The organism is Streptomyces sp. UH6, assembly GCF_013421635.1.
GTDB classification, from domain to species: domain Bacteria; phylum Actinomycetota; class Actinomycetes; order Streptomycetales; family Streptomycetaceae; genus Streptomyces; species Streptomyces abyssomicinicus.
On the sequence record NZ_JACADT010000038.1, the window covers coordinates 1 to 15,849 of the forward strand.

Sequence of the window (15,849 nt, forward strand, 5' to 3'; positions counted from 1 at the left end):
GCCGGGACCGACGCTCCTCACGGGTGTCCGGGGCGGGCATGCGCGGTGTTTCGGCCACGTGCGCACCGGCATCGCGTGCCGTCACGGCGTGCGCGTCACGGCCCCTCGGAAGAGGAACCGGGGCGCCGACCGGGGCTCGGAACACCCTCCCACCTGGGCAGATCCCCCGGGCCCCTCCTCGGCGGCGATCCGCTCGGACTCGTCGGCCGGCAGGCACCGCCCCACGGGCGCCGCCGGGGCGGTCCGGGGTTCCTCGGCGCGGCGGAACGCCGGTCGCTCCACCGGTATTCGAGTGCCCGTGTATTTCCACTCCCTCGAAATTCCAGCGGAATTGTGGAATTGCACGGATCCCGGACCGGAAACACGTCCTCCACGTCATCGGGTACGCACTTCTGCGCGTCACCGCCCGGGCGATCACGCGAAGAACCGCCGGGCCGAGGGGCATGACGACCGCGACCGGTGGCCACGGCCTTCAGCCTGCCGAGCCGGACACTGGACGCGACGCCGACCGTCGCTGCGGGCGGTCGACGACGTCGTGGGCCACTCCCGGCGCACCTGGGCCACCCTCGTGGGCGTCCACGCGCGCCCCCGTCACGCTCATCGACGACCGGCGCGAGCTGTACGCCCTGTCACCGCCCAGGCGCGACCACGGCCGGCGGTCGATCGGATGCCGGTCAGTCCACCGGGTCGGGAGCGGTGCGATCCGGGGCGGTGCGGTCCGCGGCGGATCGGTCCTGGTGGGGTACCGGGCAGCCGCGCAGGCCCGGGGTGGGGAAGGTGCCGAGGTCCTCGATGCGGTAGCCGGAGGGGTAACCCGGGTAGCTCTTGATCTCCGGATTCTGGCGGGCATGGTGCGGGCGCCGACGGGGCGGGAGCAGCCGGACGACCCGGGCGCGCAGGCGGAGGAGTCCGTGGACGACGGCGCGGACGGCGGGGTGAGGGCGGGGGTAACGGAAGGCGCGGCGCAGTGGCTCGTCGAGGAGGGACACGGTTCCGGCGCGCAGCAGCGGTGCGAGGAAGCGCGGGTACCAGGAGGCCATCAGGGCGAGGGTGGCGTCCGAGACCTGGCGGGAGCGCTCGTCCCAGGCGAAGTGGGCGGCCTCGTAGGAGTCGAGGAAGTGCTCGAACTCCTCGTAGGTGCGGGGGATGTCCTTGATGCCCATGTGCTTGCCGAGCGTGCGGTAGTAGTTGGCGGTGGCGCGGCGTTCGTGGTCGGTGAGAGGCCGCCAGCCGAAGGAGTCCAGCCAGCGGGCCGGTGTCACCACGAAGGTGCACAGCACGTAGCGCATGTCGTCGTCGGAGATGTCGTAGCTGCGGTGCATGCGGTTGACGCGGCGGATCGCGGTACGGCCCTGCTCGCTGTCGAAGCCGTGTTCCACGACGGCGTCCAGCAGGAGGGAGGTGTCGTCGTACCGCTTCTGCGAGCGGTCGGTCATCTCCGCCGTCTCGGCCAGCAGTCGTCCGATGGAGGGGACGGCGTAGGTGCGGTAGAGGGCGAGTTCCAGTGCGCGGGTGTGGTCCCAGGGGAACTCGTAGGTGGCGACGAGGCGGTAGATGGTGAGGAAGTCCCGCTCGGGATCCAGTCGTTGGATCTCCTTGAGCCGGTCGTAGCGCTTGCCGCCCACCTCGGTCATCCCTCCGTCGCTGTGGCCCGACTGCCAACTCTAGGCGGTCGACGGGGAGATGTGGGGGCGTCGTCGTCGCTGCGGGTGGGCCGTCGCGACCCGCGCCGCGGTCGGGCCCGCCGGTCGGAGGCGTCGGACGCGTGTGGCACGCTGCGACCCATGGGTGAGGAACTGATCGACACGCAGATGCCCCGGCGCCGGGTGACCGATCCGGAGGAGGCGCTCGCGCTGCTGGAGCGTGCTGTACCCGGTTTGACCGGCCTGCGTCGGCCGGCGCGTGCGGTGATCGACTGGACCGTGTTCGAGGAGGGCCTGGGCGCCCGACTGCCCTCCGATTTCAAGCACCTCGCGGAGTGGTACCCGACCTTCGACATCGGGGGCTTCCTCCTGGTCGCGCTTCCCGAACCGGGCGAGGAAGGCCCGGCTCTGGAGGGCACCCTGGGCGCCCTTGACGTACTTGCCGACGCCTGGCTGGGACCCGGTCCCGGTCCCGGTCTGTCGGCCCACCCGGCGCCCGGTGGGCTGCTGCCCTGGGGCGAGTCGTGCGACAGCGACAAGTTCATGTGGAGCACGACGGGGCCGACCCCGCAGGACTGGGTCGTCACGGTCGCCACGCGCGGCGGGGCGTGGTGGCACTTCGGCGGCGGCGCGGTCCAGTTCCTCGCGGAGTACTGCACCGGGGGCCTGGAACCTTGGGGGTTGCCGCCCATCGACCTGGACATCTCCCCGAGCTGATCCCGTCGCAGGGGGCTTGTGACACCCGTCCGACATGCCTCACCGGGGACGCGTGGGACCGCGGCACCCGATACGGCTTCGAGTCGTACTCCAACACGGCGGGGTGGACCCCCGCCTGAGCGGCCGCGGCGCCTTCCGGCATGCCCCGGGCATCAGGCAGGCGGCTCCGGATCGAGGCCGTGGCGGCGGCCCGTACCGGCGGATCCCCGATCGGTCGATCCTCTGTACGCACATCGGCGTACAGGTGTACGGTCTCGACCCGATGGACCTTTGGGAGCGCTCCCATCACGCTGTACCCAATCCCCCCACATACGAGGAGAAGCACCGTGAAACGCTTATTGGCGCTACTGGCGACCTGTGCGACGGGCCTGAGCCTCGCCGCGCTGAGCACCCCCCAGGCCGCGGCCGCCACCGGCTGCAAGGTCGACTACACGATCACCAGCCAGTGGCAGGGCGGCTTCCAGGCCGGCGTGAAGGTGACCAACCTGGGTGATTCCGTCACCGGTTGGAAGCTCACCTTCGACTGGCCGGACGCGGGGCAGAAGGTCGTCCAGGGATGGGGCGCCACCTTGTCGCAGTCCGGCTCCACGGTCACCGCCGCCGCGGTCGACTGGAACCGCACGCTGGCCACCGGAGCGGCGGCCGACGTGGGCTTCGTCGGCTCGTTCACCGGCGCCAACCCCAAGCCCACGGCCTTCAAGCTCAACGGCGTCGCCTGCACGGGATCCGTCGAAGGCCCCACGCCGACCGACCCGCCGACCACGCCGCCGCCGACCGACCCGCCCGCGACCGGTACCCCCGTGGGCATCAACGGGCAGCTCCGCGTCTGCGGCGTGAACCTGTGCAACCAGTACAACCGCCCCATCCAGCTGCGGGGCATGAGCACGCACGGCCTTCAGTGGTTCAGCAAGTGCTACAACACCGCGTCGCTGGACGCGCTGGCGAAGGACTGGAAGTCGGACCTGCTGCGTACCGCCATGTACGTCCAGGAGGACGGTTACGAGACCGACCCGGCGGGCTTCACCAGCCGGGTGAACAGCCTCGTCGACATGGCCGAGGCCCGCGGCATGTACGCGATGATCGACTTCCACACGCTGACGCCGGGTGACCCGACGTACAACCTCGCCCGCGCCAAGACGTTCTTCGCGTCCGTCGCGGCCCGCAACGCGGCCAAGAAGAACGTGATCTACGAGATCACCAACGAGCCCAACGGCGTGAGCTGGGCGACGATCAAGAACTACGCCGAGCAGGTCATCCCGGTGATCCGGGCCGCCGACCCGGACGCCGTCGTGATCGTCGGCACCCGGGGCTGGTCCTCGCTCGGCGTCTCGGAGAGCTCCAACGAGAGCGAGATCGTCAACAACCCCGTGAACGCGACCAACATCATGTACGCGTTCCACTTCTACGCCGCCAGCCACACGGACAACTACCGCACCGTGGTGAACCGGGCGGCCACGCAGCTCCCGCTGTTCGTCACCGAGTTCGGCACGGTGAGCTACACCGGTGGCGGAGCGGTCGACCGGGCGAGCACCACCGCCTGGCTGGACCTGCTCGACCGGCACAAGATCGGCTACGCGAACTGGACCTACTCCGACGCCGATGAGGGCAGCGCGGCGTTCAAGCCGGGTACCTGCAACGGCACCGACTACAGCAGCAGCAGCGTGCTGACCGAATCCGGTGCCCTGCTCAAGAGCCGGATCAGCACCCCGGACTCCTTCCCGACCAGCTGACCGCCGACGGGGCTCCGGCCGGACCGGAGCCCCGTTCCGACGACCGGGGCGGCGGGGCGACCGCGACCGGCGCGGGCGGCCGGGAGTGAGATCCGGGGGACGGAACAGCCGTCCGTCCGGAGGTCAGGCCCCGGGCCGCCTCGGTCCGTCCCGCAGGGCGACGCGTACGCGGCGGGGGTGGGTGAGCGCCGCCCGGACGACTCGCTCGAGCATTCTGCGGTCCACGTCGACCGGCAACAAGGACCGGTGGCGGTCACCCACCGCGGACACCCAGTGATGGGCCATCACCAGCCGGCCACCGCGTACGGCGGCCGCGAGGCCCGCCGCGTGCCGGACCGGGTCGACGGCCACGCGCAGGACGCGCGGTCCGGATCCGGAACACACGCCGGGGCCGGCGGCGGGCGCCACGTCGTGCTCCGTGACGGTGACACCGACGTAGCCGTTGCCGGAGCTGTGGACGAACAGAGTCACCGCCTTCTCCAGCACCGTGCCCGGCCTGCGGTCGCCCCGGACGACGGCCGCGGCCTCCGGCAAGCCGTCCAGATCGACGTACAGGAACGGCAGCCGCGCCCGCCCGTCACCGCCCGGCATGGCCTCCAGCGTTACCGCGAGCAGCGGTGCGGCGTCGTGGAACGGGGGGTCGGGCACGGTCGAGCGGGGGCCGTCCGCCGAGGTGACCGTCACGTCGAGGCCCTCGGAGGGCAGCCGGGGCCTCTCCCCCGAACCGGCGACCACCGCGGTCAGGCGACGGGATCGACGGTGGGTGCCGTCACGGCTGCGACCCGCCCGTCGGGGTCCAGGATGTCGCTGTTCCGCAACCGGTTCTCGATGTGCTCGAGGACCACTCGCTCGACGTCGCAGACGGCGATGTCGTCGACGACCGTGTGCACGTTGTCCCGGTTGCTCGCGATGGGGGCGCCCGAACAGGCGCCGAAGTACTTGCAGTTGAGGCAGTTCGCGGCCATCCGGGTCTCGGCGGCGGTCGCCGAGGCGTCGAAGCGCGGTCCCGAGAGCAGTTCCTGGAGCGGGGTCGTGAAGATGTTGCCCAGCGATGCCTCGGGGTCCTCGTACGGATCGCCGTAGGCGTAGACGTCCCCGGGCGTGTTCACGACCATCACCGAGAGCCACTCGCGCTGGTTGAAGTAGACGCGCGGCGCGTCGGGGTTGAGGTGGCGCAGCACGATCTGGAAGTGGCTGTCCAGCGGGGAGACCTGCACGGGAGTGTCGCTCTCCAGCCAGAGGTCGGCCATCTCGTTGAGGGCTCCGACGATCTCCGGGACGGTGATGTCGTACGCCGCGTGCTGGTTCTCGTAGGCGCCGTCGAAGAGCGGGAGAACCCTGAAACCGATTCCCGCCTTTGTGTAGAACGAGAAGGTGTCCTTCACCCGCCCCAGGTTCCTCCTGGTCAGCACGGTGATGCAGCCGAAGGGAACGCCTTCGGCACGCAGCCTCTCCATGTTGGCGACGACGTTCTTCTGCTGGTCCCGGCCGGCGATGTTGACACGGAGACCGCTGAAGAGGTCCACGGAGACACCGACGTGGTCGAAGCCGTCCCGGAGAAGTCTGATGCGCTCGTCGTCGAGGACGGTGAGATTGGTCTGGATGAAATTGCTCACCTTCAGCGACTCGCCGAAAATTTCGCGTTGGTCGTCCAGGCTCTTCCAGTAGTAATCCGGTTCGATCATCAATGGTTCGCCACCGTGCCAGACGATGTGCACGTGCGTACGGACCCCGTCCTCCTGGTCCTTTTTCACGTAGTAGTCGCGCATGTGCACGTACATGGAGCGCAGTTGGTCCAGGCTCATCCGTTCACGCTGTCCGAGCTCGGCGAACTCGTAGCAGTAGGTGCACCTCAGATTGCAGAACTTGGATATCTTGATGACGAACTGGACCTGCCTGGACGTTTCCTGTGCCACTCGTGTGTCTCCTCGCGCGCTTCGGAATCGTGGAACCGTGGATCACCGGATGCGGCCCGGACGTACGGTCCGCATCCGGTCCGGAGCCGGTGGGGGGTGTGCGCGGGTCACCGGCCGGTGACGTCAGGACAGGTCGTCGAGGATCCGGCTCAGCGGAGCGGCGTCGGCCGTGTGCTCGGACGACGCCGGCGTGAAGCCCTGGAGATACGGCTGGTAGCGCTGCGAGTAGGGGTTGATCACCTCGTTGTAGACCCTGTTGTAGATCTCGTTGAACTGCCCGAACAGGCCGTCGGCGGACACCGCCTGCTGGTCCGCCTCCGCCGCCTGGGCGGCCAGCACGGCACGTGCCGAGTCGGAGACGGTGACCGTGTTCGCGGGCTCGGCGGCCTGGGCCGCCCCTCCCGCGAACACGGGCATGCTCAGCCCGGCGGCAATGGTCGCCAGATAGGCGAGATAGCGCTTGGAATCGCCCGCTCTCATAACTCCTCCTTTTCCGGGGGACGCGCCCTTCGGACACGAGGAGTCGGGCCGGCACACGGCGCTACAAGTACAAGGTGCGAGCACGACTTCGCATCACGGCGGTACACGTACCTCATGGCCGAAAAAACCGGAGCGTCGACGCCGGAGATCACCCGACCGGTGGGACCGGAGAAATCCGGAAGGACAATGAACACCCTCGTACGCCTGACGCTGCCGGTATTGAAACCGCAACACCCCAGGCCGGTCAACAGGAAGCGAACCCTCCCGTTATGGCTTGCCCATGCTCCGGTACCCCGGGCCAGATATCCGGAGAAGGATTCGGCCGCTCCCGGAAAACCGTTTCCGCCCTCTTTTTCCGGGCGATCCCAGGTGAACCCCGCCCGAGAAGCATCACACCCAATCGGGCAGGATACTCAGGTGGCGAGAACGCGCTGCCGGGCCATTGCACTTCTGAACTTCTTCCACCTCGCCGCTCCCGGGCGAGGACCGCTCAGGGTCCGGGAGCCGACCGTCACCGGCTCGGGTTCAGGACGACGGCCGGAGCCAGCGCCGCGCCGCGGCGAGATTCACTTCGACGTCGTCGCTCCAGGAGCAGACCTCCAGCCACGAGAGGTAGCCGCCTTGCGCGAAGACCAGGACCTCGCCAGGGCACTCGCCGGTTTCGGTGAACAGCTGTGCGTCGGCGGCCACGACGGTGCCGGGGCCCGTCGGCGCGGGCTCCACCGCGTCGGTGTCGAGGTCGAAGGAGGCAGTGCCGCAACCGCACGTGCAGCGGGATCGCACCCTGAGTCGGGGCACCTGCCGTCGGAGGGCGACGTGAAGAGGCTCGTCCGGGCTCAGGACGAGGTCAAGCACGTCGGCCATGTCCTCGGGCAGACTCCCAGTCATGGCGCCACCGTAGCTGACCAGCGGCTTCGGGATGCGCCCGTACCGCTCTTCCCGGCGTTCCTCAGCCGATGTCATCCACGGTGATCCGAGTCCCTACCGTGGGTGTGATCCGTAGGGGCGAGAGCGGACCAGGCCGCTTCGACGGCACTGAGCTTCAGCACAGACGAACTGGCCGACATGGGGCTGGACCGGGTTCCCAACGGGAACGACATGTGGAGTCCGGTGCCGGGGCGCGTGGAGGGGTTGAGGGCTCGAGACGGGCTGTCATCCTGGCCGACGGCGCCCGCACCGGCGGGCCCGTGGGTGACCAGTGCCATCCGTCCCCCGCCCAATGGCGAACTCACGCCGACCGGGCGGACGCTGAACCACGCACTCGCCCACCCCCGCGCTCCCGCGTGTCGGCCGCGCCCGAGGGCTGCGCAGGTCGGGGCTCCGGCGGCAGTTGAGGGCCGCGGGAGAGTACGGGTACAAGTGGCCGAAGTGACGGGGGGTTCTGTCGCGGCAGGACCGTACCGGAGAGGGAATGAGCTGCGGAGGGGAATCCCACGCGCCACAAAGGCACCGGTAGCGCACTGACTTACCGTCAAAGAATCTTCCTCCGACGATGGACCCAGCAGGTTGCCAGGTAGCAAAATGCTTATAAGACGAGTGAGAGGCAGCCACTAGTGACCGAGCATCACGACAGGCTTCACACAGTCGGATGGCCTTTTGCGCAAAGGCGGGATGCGAGGCGACGGACGGCCTAGGATCCCAGCGTCAGCCGCCCCCACGGCACCGCGACAGGTGCCGCCGAGGTGGCTGCGGGCACTGGCCCGCACGGCTGATCGCCGTTGACGCAGCCCGGATTCAGGTCAACGAAGGGTTACCCACGTGTCGGCAGATGAGCAGCAGCAAGACCCGGTCTACCAGGGTCATCGCCTGAGGAAGCGGCTACGGGCCGCCCGGGAGCAGGCCGGGCTGACCCACCTCGACGTGGCGGAGCGACTGGAATGGTCTCCTTCCAAGATCAACCGCATCGAGACCGGCAAGGTGGGCCTCTCGATCACCGACGCCCGGGTACTGATGGACCTGTACGGGATCAGCGACCCGGCCGAGGTGGAGGAGATCACCGAGCTGGCCCGGGCGGCCCGTCGGCCACCGTGGTGGGCGCCCTATCGCAACGCGGCGCCTCCGGAGTTCATGCGGCACCTCAGCTACGAGTCGTCGGCGATCCGCATCTCCGCCTTCCAGTGCACCGTCATTCCCGGCCTTCTGCAGACGGAGGAGTACGCCAAGGTCGTTCTGCGGGACTCGTCGGACCCGGTGAACCAACTGGAGCTACGCCTCCAGCGACAGGAACGCATCGTGCACCGGGGTGGCCCTCGGCTCAACTTCATTCTCGACGAGGCCGCGATCAGGCGGGTGGTCGGCGGGGAACAGACGATGAAGCAGCAGCTGGAGAAACTGCTCACCGTCAATGAACTGCCGAACGTGCAGATCAAGGTCGTGCCCTTCACCGCTGGGCTGTATCCGCAGTTCCGCTCCCCCTACGTCCTCTTCGAATTTGCGGAGGAGGACGAGGATCTGATCGCCTACCTGGAGAAGCCGGACGGCCAGGTGTTCCTCAGCGAGAGGTCTCCGTACGCCGGCATCAAGGGTCCGGACCCGTCCGACTACCTGGATGACTTCTGGACCGTCAACAGGAACTTCGCCGAGGACATCACACCCGAGTTGCTGTTCGGGAACGTGGCATAGAAAGGAACGTGCGACATGGGGGAGATACGACGGCCGGTCCGGGCAGTCGACTGTCACACCGGCTCGCCCGCGGCCTCGTCCGCCGCCTCCGCGTCCTTGACGAACTTCACGAAGGCGAGCCACGTCCGCCGAGAGAAGGCGACGGTCGCACTGTCGGGGAAGCCTGAGTTCCTCACCCACACCCTGCCGGAGAAGGCGAGTTCGAAACAACTGTCGCCGTTCCCGCACACCGAGCTCTTGCGCCATACAAGGGTCACGTTCTCCATGCTGCCGCGGCTCCCACCTTCAGCTCCTCTCGAGCGAGTATCCGGCAGTCCGATGTAGCTGCCAAGAGCACGAGACGACCGGATAAATGCCCATAAGGCATGAAACAAGAGGGCAAAATACGGGCGGCGGTAAGAGTTGTCTCAAAGTGAGGAGGCTGACTGAAAGCCGCTGACACAGCAAAAGGGAGTCCCTTCGGCCGCGCCGGCAAGCACCGGCCGAGGACTCCCTCTGCGAAGCAATCTCCCGATGAGGTCAGGAAAGGAAGCTTCAACCATGCAGTCTAACGGTTCAACGGGCTCTGAACAGCCCGCCCGCGAGAAGCGCAGGCCGCGCACCTGGTCGCGGCTGGCGCGCATGACCGGCACGTCGGTGCTGCGCGGCGCATCCTCGGCGGTCGGCGGCGCCATCGTCTCCTTCGGCCTCTGGTGGCTCCAGAGCCGATGACGCGCCGCGGCGGGCCGCTGCTGTCCGTCCGCGCGCGGACGGCAGCGGCCGCCCCCACACCGGCATCACGGCCGCCGTCGGTGCCGCCGGCTCACCCGGCTGACAGCCCGCAGGGCACGCGTGCTGTCTACGGGCGTTGGCGGAGAGAGGGTGAAGCTGGGCCGAGGACCCCCGCCTGTGCGCTCTCTGGGCCACCCTCTGACGCTCCAGTTGCAGTTCGCTATCTCGGCTGGTCAGAGGCATCTTCTTGCGTCTGTTCGGCTGTCGTGGAGTCAGGTGCCGGAACTTCGCGACCGCCGCCGTAGCGGTCCGTTGTGATGGTCGTGCGGGATGTGCGGCCCGACGTCTGGCCGGCGGAAGTGGAAGAGGCGCGTGTGCGGATCGGTCACCGGTTCGGGCGGGTGGATCTGAGGCGCCGGATGCGGGCCTATGTCCGACCTGCAGGAGCACATCGCCGAGCAACCAGCAGTGACCTGGCCAAGGCCATGATCCGGCGGCCCTGGCCTCGCCGCTGCCGATCACCTGGGTGACCGAGGACTCGGCCCACGGCGAGGAATGGCGGCTGCGGCGGATGCCGGCGTCAGCTACGTCCTGGCCGTCCCGAAGTCCCAGCCCGTCCCCGCGCTGGGCCGCATCGACGAGGCCGCGGCGGGCGGGCCGCTCGGGCACCGAAGTTGCCCATGACCGTCACGTCGTGGGTCTCGGTCGCCCAGTGCCAGCCGATGAACACGAAAGAGCACTCCTCTGTCGTGCGAGCACCTGCTCGACGGTGAGGACGTCTGCCGGGAGCTCATTGACCGGCCCTCTGCGGGGCGTGTCCCTGATGCCGATCAGACGGCCTCGGTCCGGGGGTATTCAATCGCCGGGCACCGGTCCATCACCATGTCGAGGCCCGCCTCCCGTACGCGGTCGTAGGCCGCCTCGTCGACGACCCCGAGCTGGAACCACACCGCCTTGGCGCCGATCGCGACCGCCTCGTCGGCGACCTCGCCGGCCAGGTCGGAGCGCACGAACACGTCGACCACGTCGACGTCGAAGGGGATCGCGTCCAGCGAGGGATAGCCCTGCTCGCCGTGCACCGTCTCCGCCTTCGGGTGCACCGGCACCACGCGCTTGCCGATGCGCCGCAGCACCTGGGCCACGCCGTAGGCGGCGCGGTCCGTGTTGTTGGAGAGGCCCACGACGGCCCAGGTGTCGCCCAGGTCGGTCAGGATCCTGCGGGCCGTGGCGGTGACCTCAGCCGTGTCCGGGACGTCGCTCATGGTTCCTCCTCGTCGTCGGGCGTCGTACCAGGCGAACGGCCCGGGACGTGGCCGCATTCCCTCCGCATACGCTGGTGCTCGAACAAAGGAGCGCTGCACCGCCATGAAGTACCGCCTGCGAGCGATCACCCGTGAGGAGCACCTGGCCTTCGTCGCCCGGCAGACGTCGGTGAGCCACTTGCAGATTCCCTCCTGGGGCGAGGTGAAGAGCGACTGGCGTTCGGCCTCGCTCGGCTGGTTCGACGGCGACGGCCGGCTGGTCGGGGCCGGGCTGGTGCTGCTGCGGTCGCTGCCGAAGGTCCGGCGGTACCTCGCCTATCTGCCCGAGGGTCCGGTCCTCGACTGGTCGGCTGCGGACCTCGGGGAGTGGCTGCGGCCGATGACCGAGTACCTGAGCGACCTCGGCGCCTTCACGGTGCGGATGGGCCCGCCGGTCGTCGTGCGCCGCTGGGAGGCCGCCGCGTTGCGGGCCGCGGTCGCCGACCCGGAGACCCGGTGGCTGCGGGACGTGCCGCCCTCCGGGGAGAACCCGGCGGCGCGGGAACTCGCCGAGCGGCTCCAGGAGCTGGGCTGGCGGCCGGTCACCGCCGAGGGGGAGGACAGCGCGGCCGTCAACCAGCCCCGGTACGTCTTCCAGGTGCCGTTCCGCGGGCAGCCGCTCCGGGACGTCCAGCAGGGCTTCAGTCCGGAGTGGCGGCGCAGCGCGAAGAAGACGTGGCGGGCCGGGGTCGAGGTCGTGCGGGGCGGTTACGAGGACCTGGACGCCTTCCACCGGCTCTACGCGGAGACCGCCGAGCGCGACGGCTTCATCCCGCGCCCGCTCCCCTACTTCCAGCGGATGTGGATCGCCCTGCGCAACGAGCACCCGGACCGGATGCGGCTCTACCGTGCCCGCCACGAGGGCGAGGACCAGGCCGCCGCCCTGATGCTCGCCGTCGGCGACCATGTGTGGCACGCCTATGGGGCCTCGCCCTACACCCGTACGGACGTGTACCCCGACCACGCCCTGCAGTGGCGGATGATGGCGGACGCCCATGAGATGGGAGCGAGCGTCTACGACCTGCGCGGTATCACGGACGCCGTCGCGGGCGACGAACAGCATCTGGCGCAGCTACGGCACCGCCTCGGCACGGGCGGGCAGGCGGTCGAGTACCTCGGGGAGTGGGACTTCCCGATCAGCAAGGTCCTCCACAAGGCACTCGACCTGTACATCGCCCGCCGCGGCGGCTGACGCGGCGCATGCCGCACGTCAGTTGAAGGCGTCCGGGTCGGGGCCGGTGCGCAGCCCCCGGTCGAGGGCGGTGAGGGAGGCCATCTCCTCGTCGGTGAGGGCGAAGTCGAACACGTCGATGTTCTCGCCGATCCGCGCCGGGGTGACCGACTTGGGGATCACGACGTTGCCGAGCTGGAGGTGCCAGCGCAGCACGATCTGCGCGGGAGACCGGCCGTACCGCCGGGCGAGGGTGACGATCGGCTCCTCCCCCAGCACCGCTCCCTGCGCCAGCGGGCTCCACGCCTCGGTGGCGATGCCCAGTTCGGCGTGGACGGCACGCAGTTCGGCCTGCTGGAGGCCGGGGTGCAGCTCGACCTGGTTGACCGCCGGGACCAGCGAGCTGTGGTCCAGCAGCCGGCGCAGGTGCGCGGGCTGGAAGTTGGAGACGCCCGCCGCGCGGACGCGGCCGTCGGCGACCAGCCGTTCGAAGGCGCGCCAGGTGTCCAGGTACAGGTCGCGGGCCGGGGTGGGCCAGTGGATCAGGTACAGGTCGACGTGGTCGAGTCCCAGCTTGGCGAGGCTCTCGTCGAAGGCGCGGAGGGTGGCGTCGTAGCCCTGGTCGGCGTTCCACAGCTTGGTGGTGACGAACAGCTCCTCGCGGGCGAGGCCGGAGGCGGCGAGTGCCTTGCCGACGCCGGCCTCGTTGCCGTAGATCGCGGCGGTGTCGATGGAACGGTAACCGGCCCGGAGGGCGGCGGTGACGGCGGCGGTGGTGTCCTCGTCGGGGACCTGGAAGACGCCGAAGCCCAGCTGGGGGATGGCGACGCCGTTGTTGAGGGTCACGGTGGGGACTGCGGGGAGGGTGGTCATGGTGCTTCCTCGGATGTTCTGGTCGTGCGGGTGGTTCGAGTGATCGAGTGGTTCAAGTGGTTCAAGTGGTTCGAGTGACCTGAGTGGCTCGAGTGGTTCCGGGCCGGGCGACCGCCTCGGGGACGGCTCCCGTCGTGGAACCGGCGACGACCCGCCCGGCGGCGTCGCCTCGGCCGCGCCGGTCGAGGCGTGCGGCGAGCAGGGACAGCAGGAGGGCGACCGCGGCCAGGACGGCGCCGACCCAGTTGGGGGCGGTCCAGCCGAGGCCGCCGGCGATCACCAGGCCGCCCAGCCACGCGGCCAGCGCGTTGCCCAGGTTGAACGCGCCGATGTTGGCGGCGGAGGCCAGGGTGGGCGCGGCGGACGCCTGGTCCAGCACCCACTTCTGCAGCGGCGGCACGGTGGCGAAGCCGAGGGCGCCGATCAGCGTCAGGGTGACGGCGGCGAGCACCTTGTGGTGCGCGGTGAAGGTGAAGAGGAGCAGCGTCACGGAGAGCGCGGCCAGGGCGGTGAACAGCATCGGCATCAGAGCGCGGTCGGCGAGCTTCCCGCCGGCCAGGTTGCCGAGGAACATGCCGAGGCCGAACAGCACCAGCAGCCAGGTGACGGAGGCCTCCGCGTAGCCGGTGACCTCGGTCATCATCGGCGTGATGTAGGTGACGGCGGCGAAGACTCCGCCGTAGCCGAGCACGGTCATCGCCATCGCCAGCCACACCTGCGCGTTGCGGAAGGCGGCGAACTCGGCCCGGACGTCGGGGGCCGGGGGGCGCCCGCTCTCGGGCACCAGCCTGGCGACGCCGAGCAGCCCGATCACGCCGAGCGCGGCGACCGCGCCGAAGGTGATCCGCCAGCCGGCCGCGTGACCGAGGTAGGTGCCGCCCGGGACGCCGACGACGTTGGCCACGGTCAGGCCCATGAACATCAGCGAGATCGCCGAGGCCCGCCTGTGCGGGGCGACCAGGTCGGCGGCCACCACGGAGCCGATCCCGAAGAAGGCGCCGTGTGCCAGCGAGGCGACGATCCGGCCCGCGAGCATCAGGCCGAAGGTCGGGGCGACCGCCGAGAGCGCGTTGCCGACGACGAAGAGCGCCATCAGGAACATCAGCATCTTCTTGCGGGAGACCTTGGTGCCGAGCACGGTCAGCAGCGGGGCTCCGGCGACGACGCCGAGCGCGTAGCCGGTCACCAGCCAGCCGGCGGTGGGGACGGAGACGCCGAAGTCGCCCGCCACCTGGGGCAGTACGCCCATGATGACGAACTCGGTGGTGCCGATCCCGAAGGCCCCGATGGCCAGGGCCAGGAGCGCGAGAGGCATGGGGATGATCTCCCAGTCGTTGTGGAGGGCGGTAACAGGCGAGAACAATAATTGCATGCGCCTGATATTTGCAAGCGCGGGCTAATCCTGGTCCGAGGTAACCGCCGTATGGAAGGATTGAGTCGCCCCGCGGAAGGTCCGCCCGGTAGCCGAGTAGGAGGTCAGCGTGACCGCGACCGACCCCTCGCTCACCGCCCTCGCCGACGGCTGGTGCGCGCTCTCCCTGCTGCACGGCAGGATCGAGTCCTACCTCGAGCGCGCCCTGCAGCGGCACGGCCTGAGCGCGCGGGAGTACTCCCTGCTGGACGTCCTCAGCCGGCAGCACGACGGGGAGGGCGGCCACCTCCAGATGAAGCAGGTGGCGGACGCCGTGGTGCTGAGCCAGAGCGCGACCACGCGCCTGGTGACCCGCCTGGAGGACCGCGGCCTGCTGGCGCGCTACCTCTGCCCCACCGACCGGCGCGGCATCTACACGAACGTCTCCGAGGCCGGTCTCGCCCTGCTCGCCGAGGCCCGGCCCACCCATGACGCGGCGCTGCGCGAGGCGCTGGACGAGGCGGCCGGCGATCCCCGACTGGAGCCCCTGGTGCGGGTGGTGGAGACCGCGCGCACCACCGTCTGACAGTCACCTCCCGTCAGGCCCGCGCGAAGGGTCGGCCCGCTCCCAGGAGGAACGGGAGCAGTTCCTCGTACGCCGGGGCCGTGCGGGGCGTGAACCGCCGGACCTCGCCGCGGAACGAGCGGACCTCGAGCCAGCTCTCCGCGCCCGCCCCGGGGAGCGCGGAGAGCAGACTCCGCAGGTCCTCGGCCTTGCAGACCAGGAACTTCTTCCTCGCCGGGGCGAAGAAGGAGGGCTCGACGTCGAACCGGAGGTCGACCACCGGCCGGGGTTCGCGGTCCCACTCCGCCCGGCGGACCGCCCCGTGTCCGTGGATGCGGGCGTCGACCAGCACCTCGGTGTCGGCGTCGCCGATCTCGCAGTCGAAGACGGGGCAGGCGCTCGCGACGCGGTCCGCGATCTCCGGGAAGGCGTGGTGCGACCGGCCGAGGGCCGGCGAGCAGAGCAGCGCGTGCGTGAACCGCCCCACCGGGGCCGTCAGCCGGATCTTGTGGTGCGGGCGGCCGTCGAACGGCAGGTCGCGGCGGGTGTCGAGGAAGCCGAGGAACGCCCCGACCGCCTCGGGGTCGTGCGAGGCGGCCCGCACGTTGAAACCGATCGCGCCGCGTCCGTCGTCCCGGAGGACCAGGTACTCGTGGAAGCCGGCGGTCGGATCGAGCGCCGGACGGCGACGGCGGTGGATCCCGTCGAAGCCCGCCACCGGCAGGAAGGCGTCCCCGCCCGGCAGGACGTCGAGCACGGGCCGGAGTTC

General features: G+C 69.9%; 16 protein-coding genes. 6 read left to right on the top strand and 10 right to left on the bottom strand.

Annotated features, from left to right (window positions below):
* Positions 1-674: 674 nt before the first annotated feature.
* Complete coding sequence (locus HW445_RS04910; protein WP_180219799.1) at positions 675-1,634, bottom strand: oxygenase MpaB family protein; 960 nt, start codon at positions 1,632-1,634, stop codon at positions 675-677.
* A gap of 150 nt (positions 1,635-1,784) precedes the next feature.
* Here HW445_RS04910 and HW445_RS04915 point away from each other — a divergent pair, with 150 nt between their 5' ends.
* Complete coding sequence (locus tag HW445_RS04915; RefSeq protein WP_180219800.1) at positions 1,785-2,360, top strand: SMI1/KNR4 family protein; 576 nt, start codon at positions 1,785-1,787, stop codon at positions 2,358-2,360.
* 326 nt (positions 2,361-2,686) lie between these two features.
* Entirely contained in the window at positions 2,687-4,090 is a 1,404-nt protein-coding gene (locus HW445_RS04920; RefSeq protein WP_180219801.1) for a cellulase family glycosylhydrolase, read from the top strand.
* Between the two features lie 123 nt (positions 4,091-4,213).
* Here HW445_RS04920 and HW445_RS04925 read toward each other — a convergent pair whose 3' ends face one another.
* From HW445_RS04925 to HW445_RS04940, 4 genes are all read right to left on the bottom strand, one after another.
* The gene (locus tag HW445_RS04925) at positions 4,214-4,825 is read right to left on the bottom strand and encodes a hypothetical protein (RefSeq protein ID WP_180219802.1); all 612 of its coding nucleotides are present in this window, start codon (positions 4,823-4,825) and stop codon (positions 4,214-4,216) included.
* Positions 4,826-4,830: 5 nt separating this feature from the next.
* Entirely contained in the window at positions 4,831-6,006 is a 1,176-nt protein-coding gene (locus HW445_RS04930) for a radical SAM protein (protein WP_180219803.1), read from the bottom strand.
* A gap of 123 nt (positions 6,007-6,129) precedes the next feature.
* Positions 6,130-6,486, bottom strand: a complete 357-nt coding sequence (locus HW445_RS04935; protein WP_180219804.1) for a hypothetical protein — start codon at positions 6,484-6,486, stop codon at positions 6,130-6,132.
* 525 nt (positions 6,487-7,011) lie between these two features.
* Positions 7,012-7,374 carry a hypothetical protein gene (locus HW445_RS04940; RefSeq protein WP_180219805.1) on the bottom strand — a complete coding sequence of 121 codons (363 nt, stop codon included), beginning with the start codon at positions 7,372-7,374 and terminating at the stop codon, positions 7,012-7,014.
* Positions 7,375-8,244: 870 nt separating this feature from the next.
* On the opposite strand from HW445_RS04940, the gene HW445_RS04945 reads away from it, so the two are divergent.
* Complete coding sequence (locus tag HW445_RS04945; protein ID WP_180219806.1) at positions 8,245-9,108, top strand: helix-turn-helix transcriptional regulator; 864 nt, start codon at positions 8,245-8,247, stop codon at positions 9,106-9,108.
* A 53-nt stretch (positions 9,109-9,161) separates the two neighbouring features.
* Here HW445_RS04945 and HW445_RS04950 read toward each other — a convergent pair whose 3' ends face one another.
* A complete protein-coding gene (locus HW445_RS04950) occupies positions 9,162-9,374 on the bottom strand; it encodes a DUF397 domain-containing protein (RefSeq protein WP_180219807.1) in 213 nt (70 codons plus the stop codon).
* 274 nt (positions 9,375-9,648) lie between these two features.
* Here HW445_RS04950 and HW445_RS04955 point away from each other — a divergent pair, with 274 nt between their 5' ends.
* Positions 9,649-9,819, top strand: coding sequence for a hypothetical protein (locus HW445_RS04955; RefSeq protein ID WP_180219808.1), 171 nt, complete (start codon positions 9,649-9,651; stop codon positions 9,817-9,819).
* Between the two features lie 830 nt (positions 9,820-10,649).
* On the opposite strand, the gene HW445_RS04960 is transcribed toward HW445_RS04955, so the two are convergent.
* Positions 10,650-11,081 carry a CoA-binding protein gene (locus tag HW445_RS04960; protein ID WP_180219809.1) on the bottom strand — a complete coding sequence of 144 codons (432 nt, stop codon included), beginning with the start codon at positions 11,079-11,081 and terminating at the stop codon, positions 10,650-10,652.
* 103 nt (positions 11,082-11,184) lie between these two features.
* Here HW445_RS04960 and HW445_RS04965 point away from each other — a divergent pair, with 103 nt between their 5' ends.
* Positions 11,185-12,312, top strand: a complete 1,128-nt coding sequence (locus tag HW445_RS04965; RefSeq protein WP_180219810.1) for a peptidoglycan bridge formation glycyltransferase FemA/FemB family protein — start codon at positions 11,185-11,187, stop codon at positions 12,310-12,312.
* A gap of 18 nt (positions 12,313-12,330) precedes the next feature.
* Here the strand turns inward: HW445_RS04965 and HW445_RS04970 are convergent, their stop codons facing one another.
* A complete protein-coding gene (locus HW445_RS04970; protein ID WP_180219811.1) occupies positions 12,331-13,164 on the bottom strand; it encodes an aldo/keto reductase in 834 nt (277 codons plus the stop codon).
* Between the two features lie 61 nt (positions 13,165-13,225).
* Entirely contained in the window at positions 13,226-14,479 is a 1,254-nt protein-coding gene (locus HW445_RS04975) for an MFS transporter (RefSeq protein ID WP_180219814.1), read from the bottom strand.
* A gap of 166 nt (positions 14,480-14,645) precedes the next feature.
* Here HW445_RS04975 and HW445_RS04980 point away from each other — a divergent pair, with 166 nt between their 5' ends.
* Positions 14,646-15,101, top strand: coding sequence for a MarR family transcriptional regulator (locus HW445_RS04980; protein ID WP_180219812.1), 456 nt, complete (start codon positions 14,646-14,648; stop codon positions 15,099-15,101).
* Positions 15,102-15,114: 13 nt separating this feature from the next.
* Here the strand turns inward: HW445_RS04980 and HW445_RS04985 are convergent.
* A partial coding sequence (locus tag HW445_RS04985) for a hypothetical protein (RefSeq protein WP_180219813.1) occupies positions 15,115-15,849 on the bottom strand: 735 nt, incomplete at its 5' end.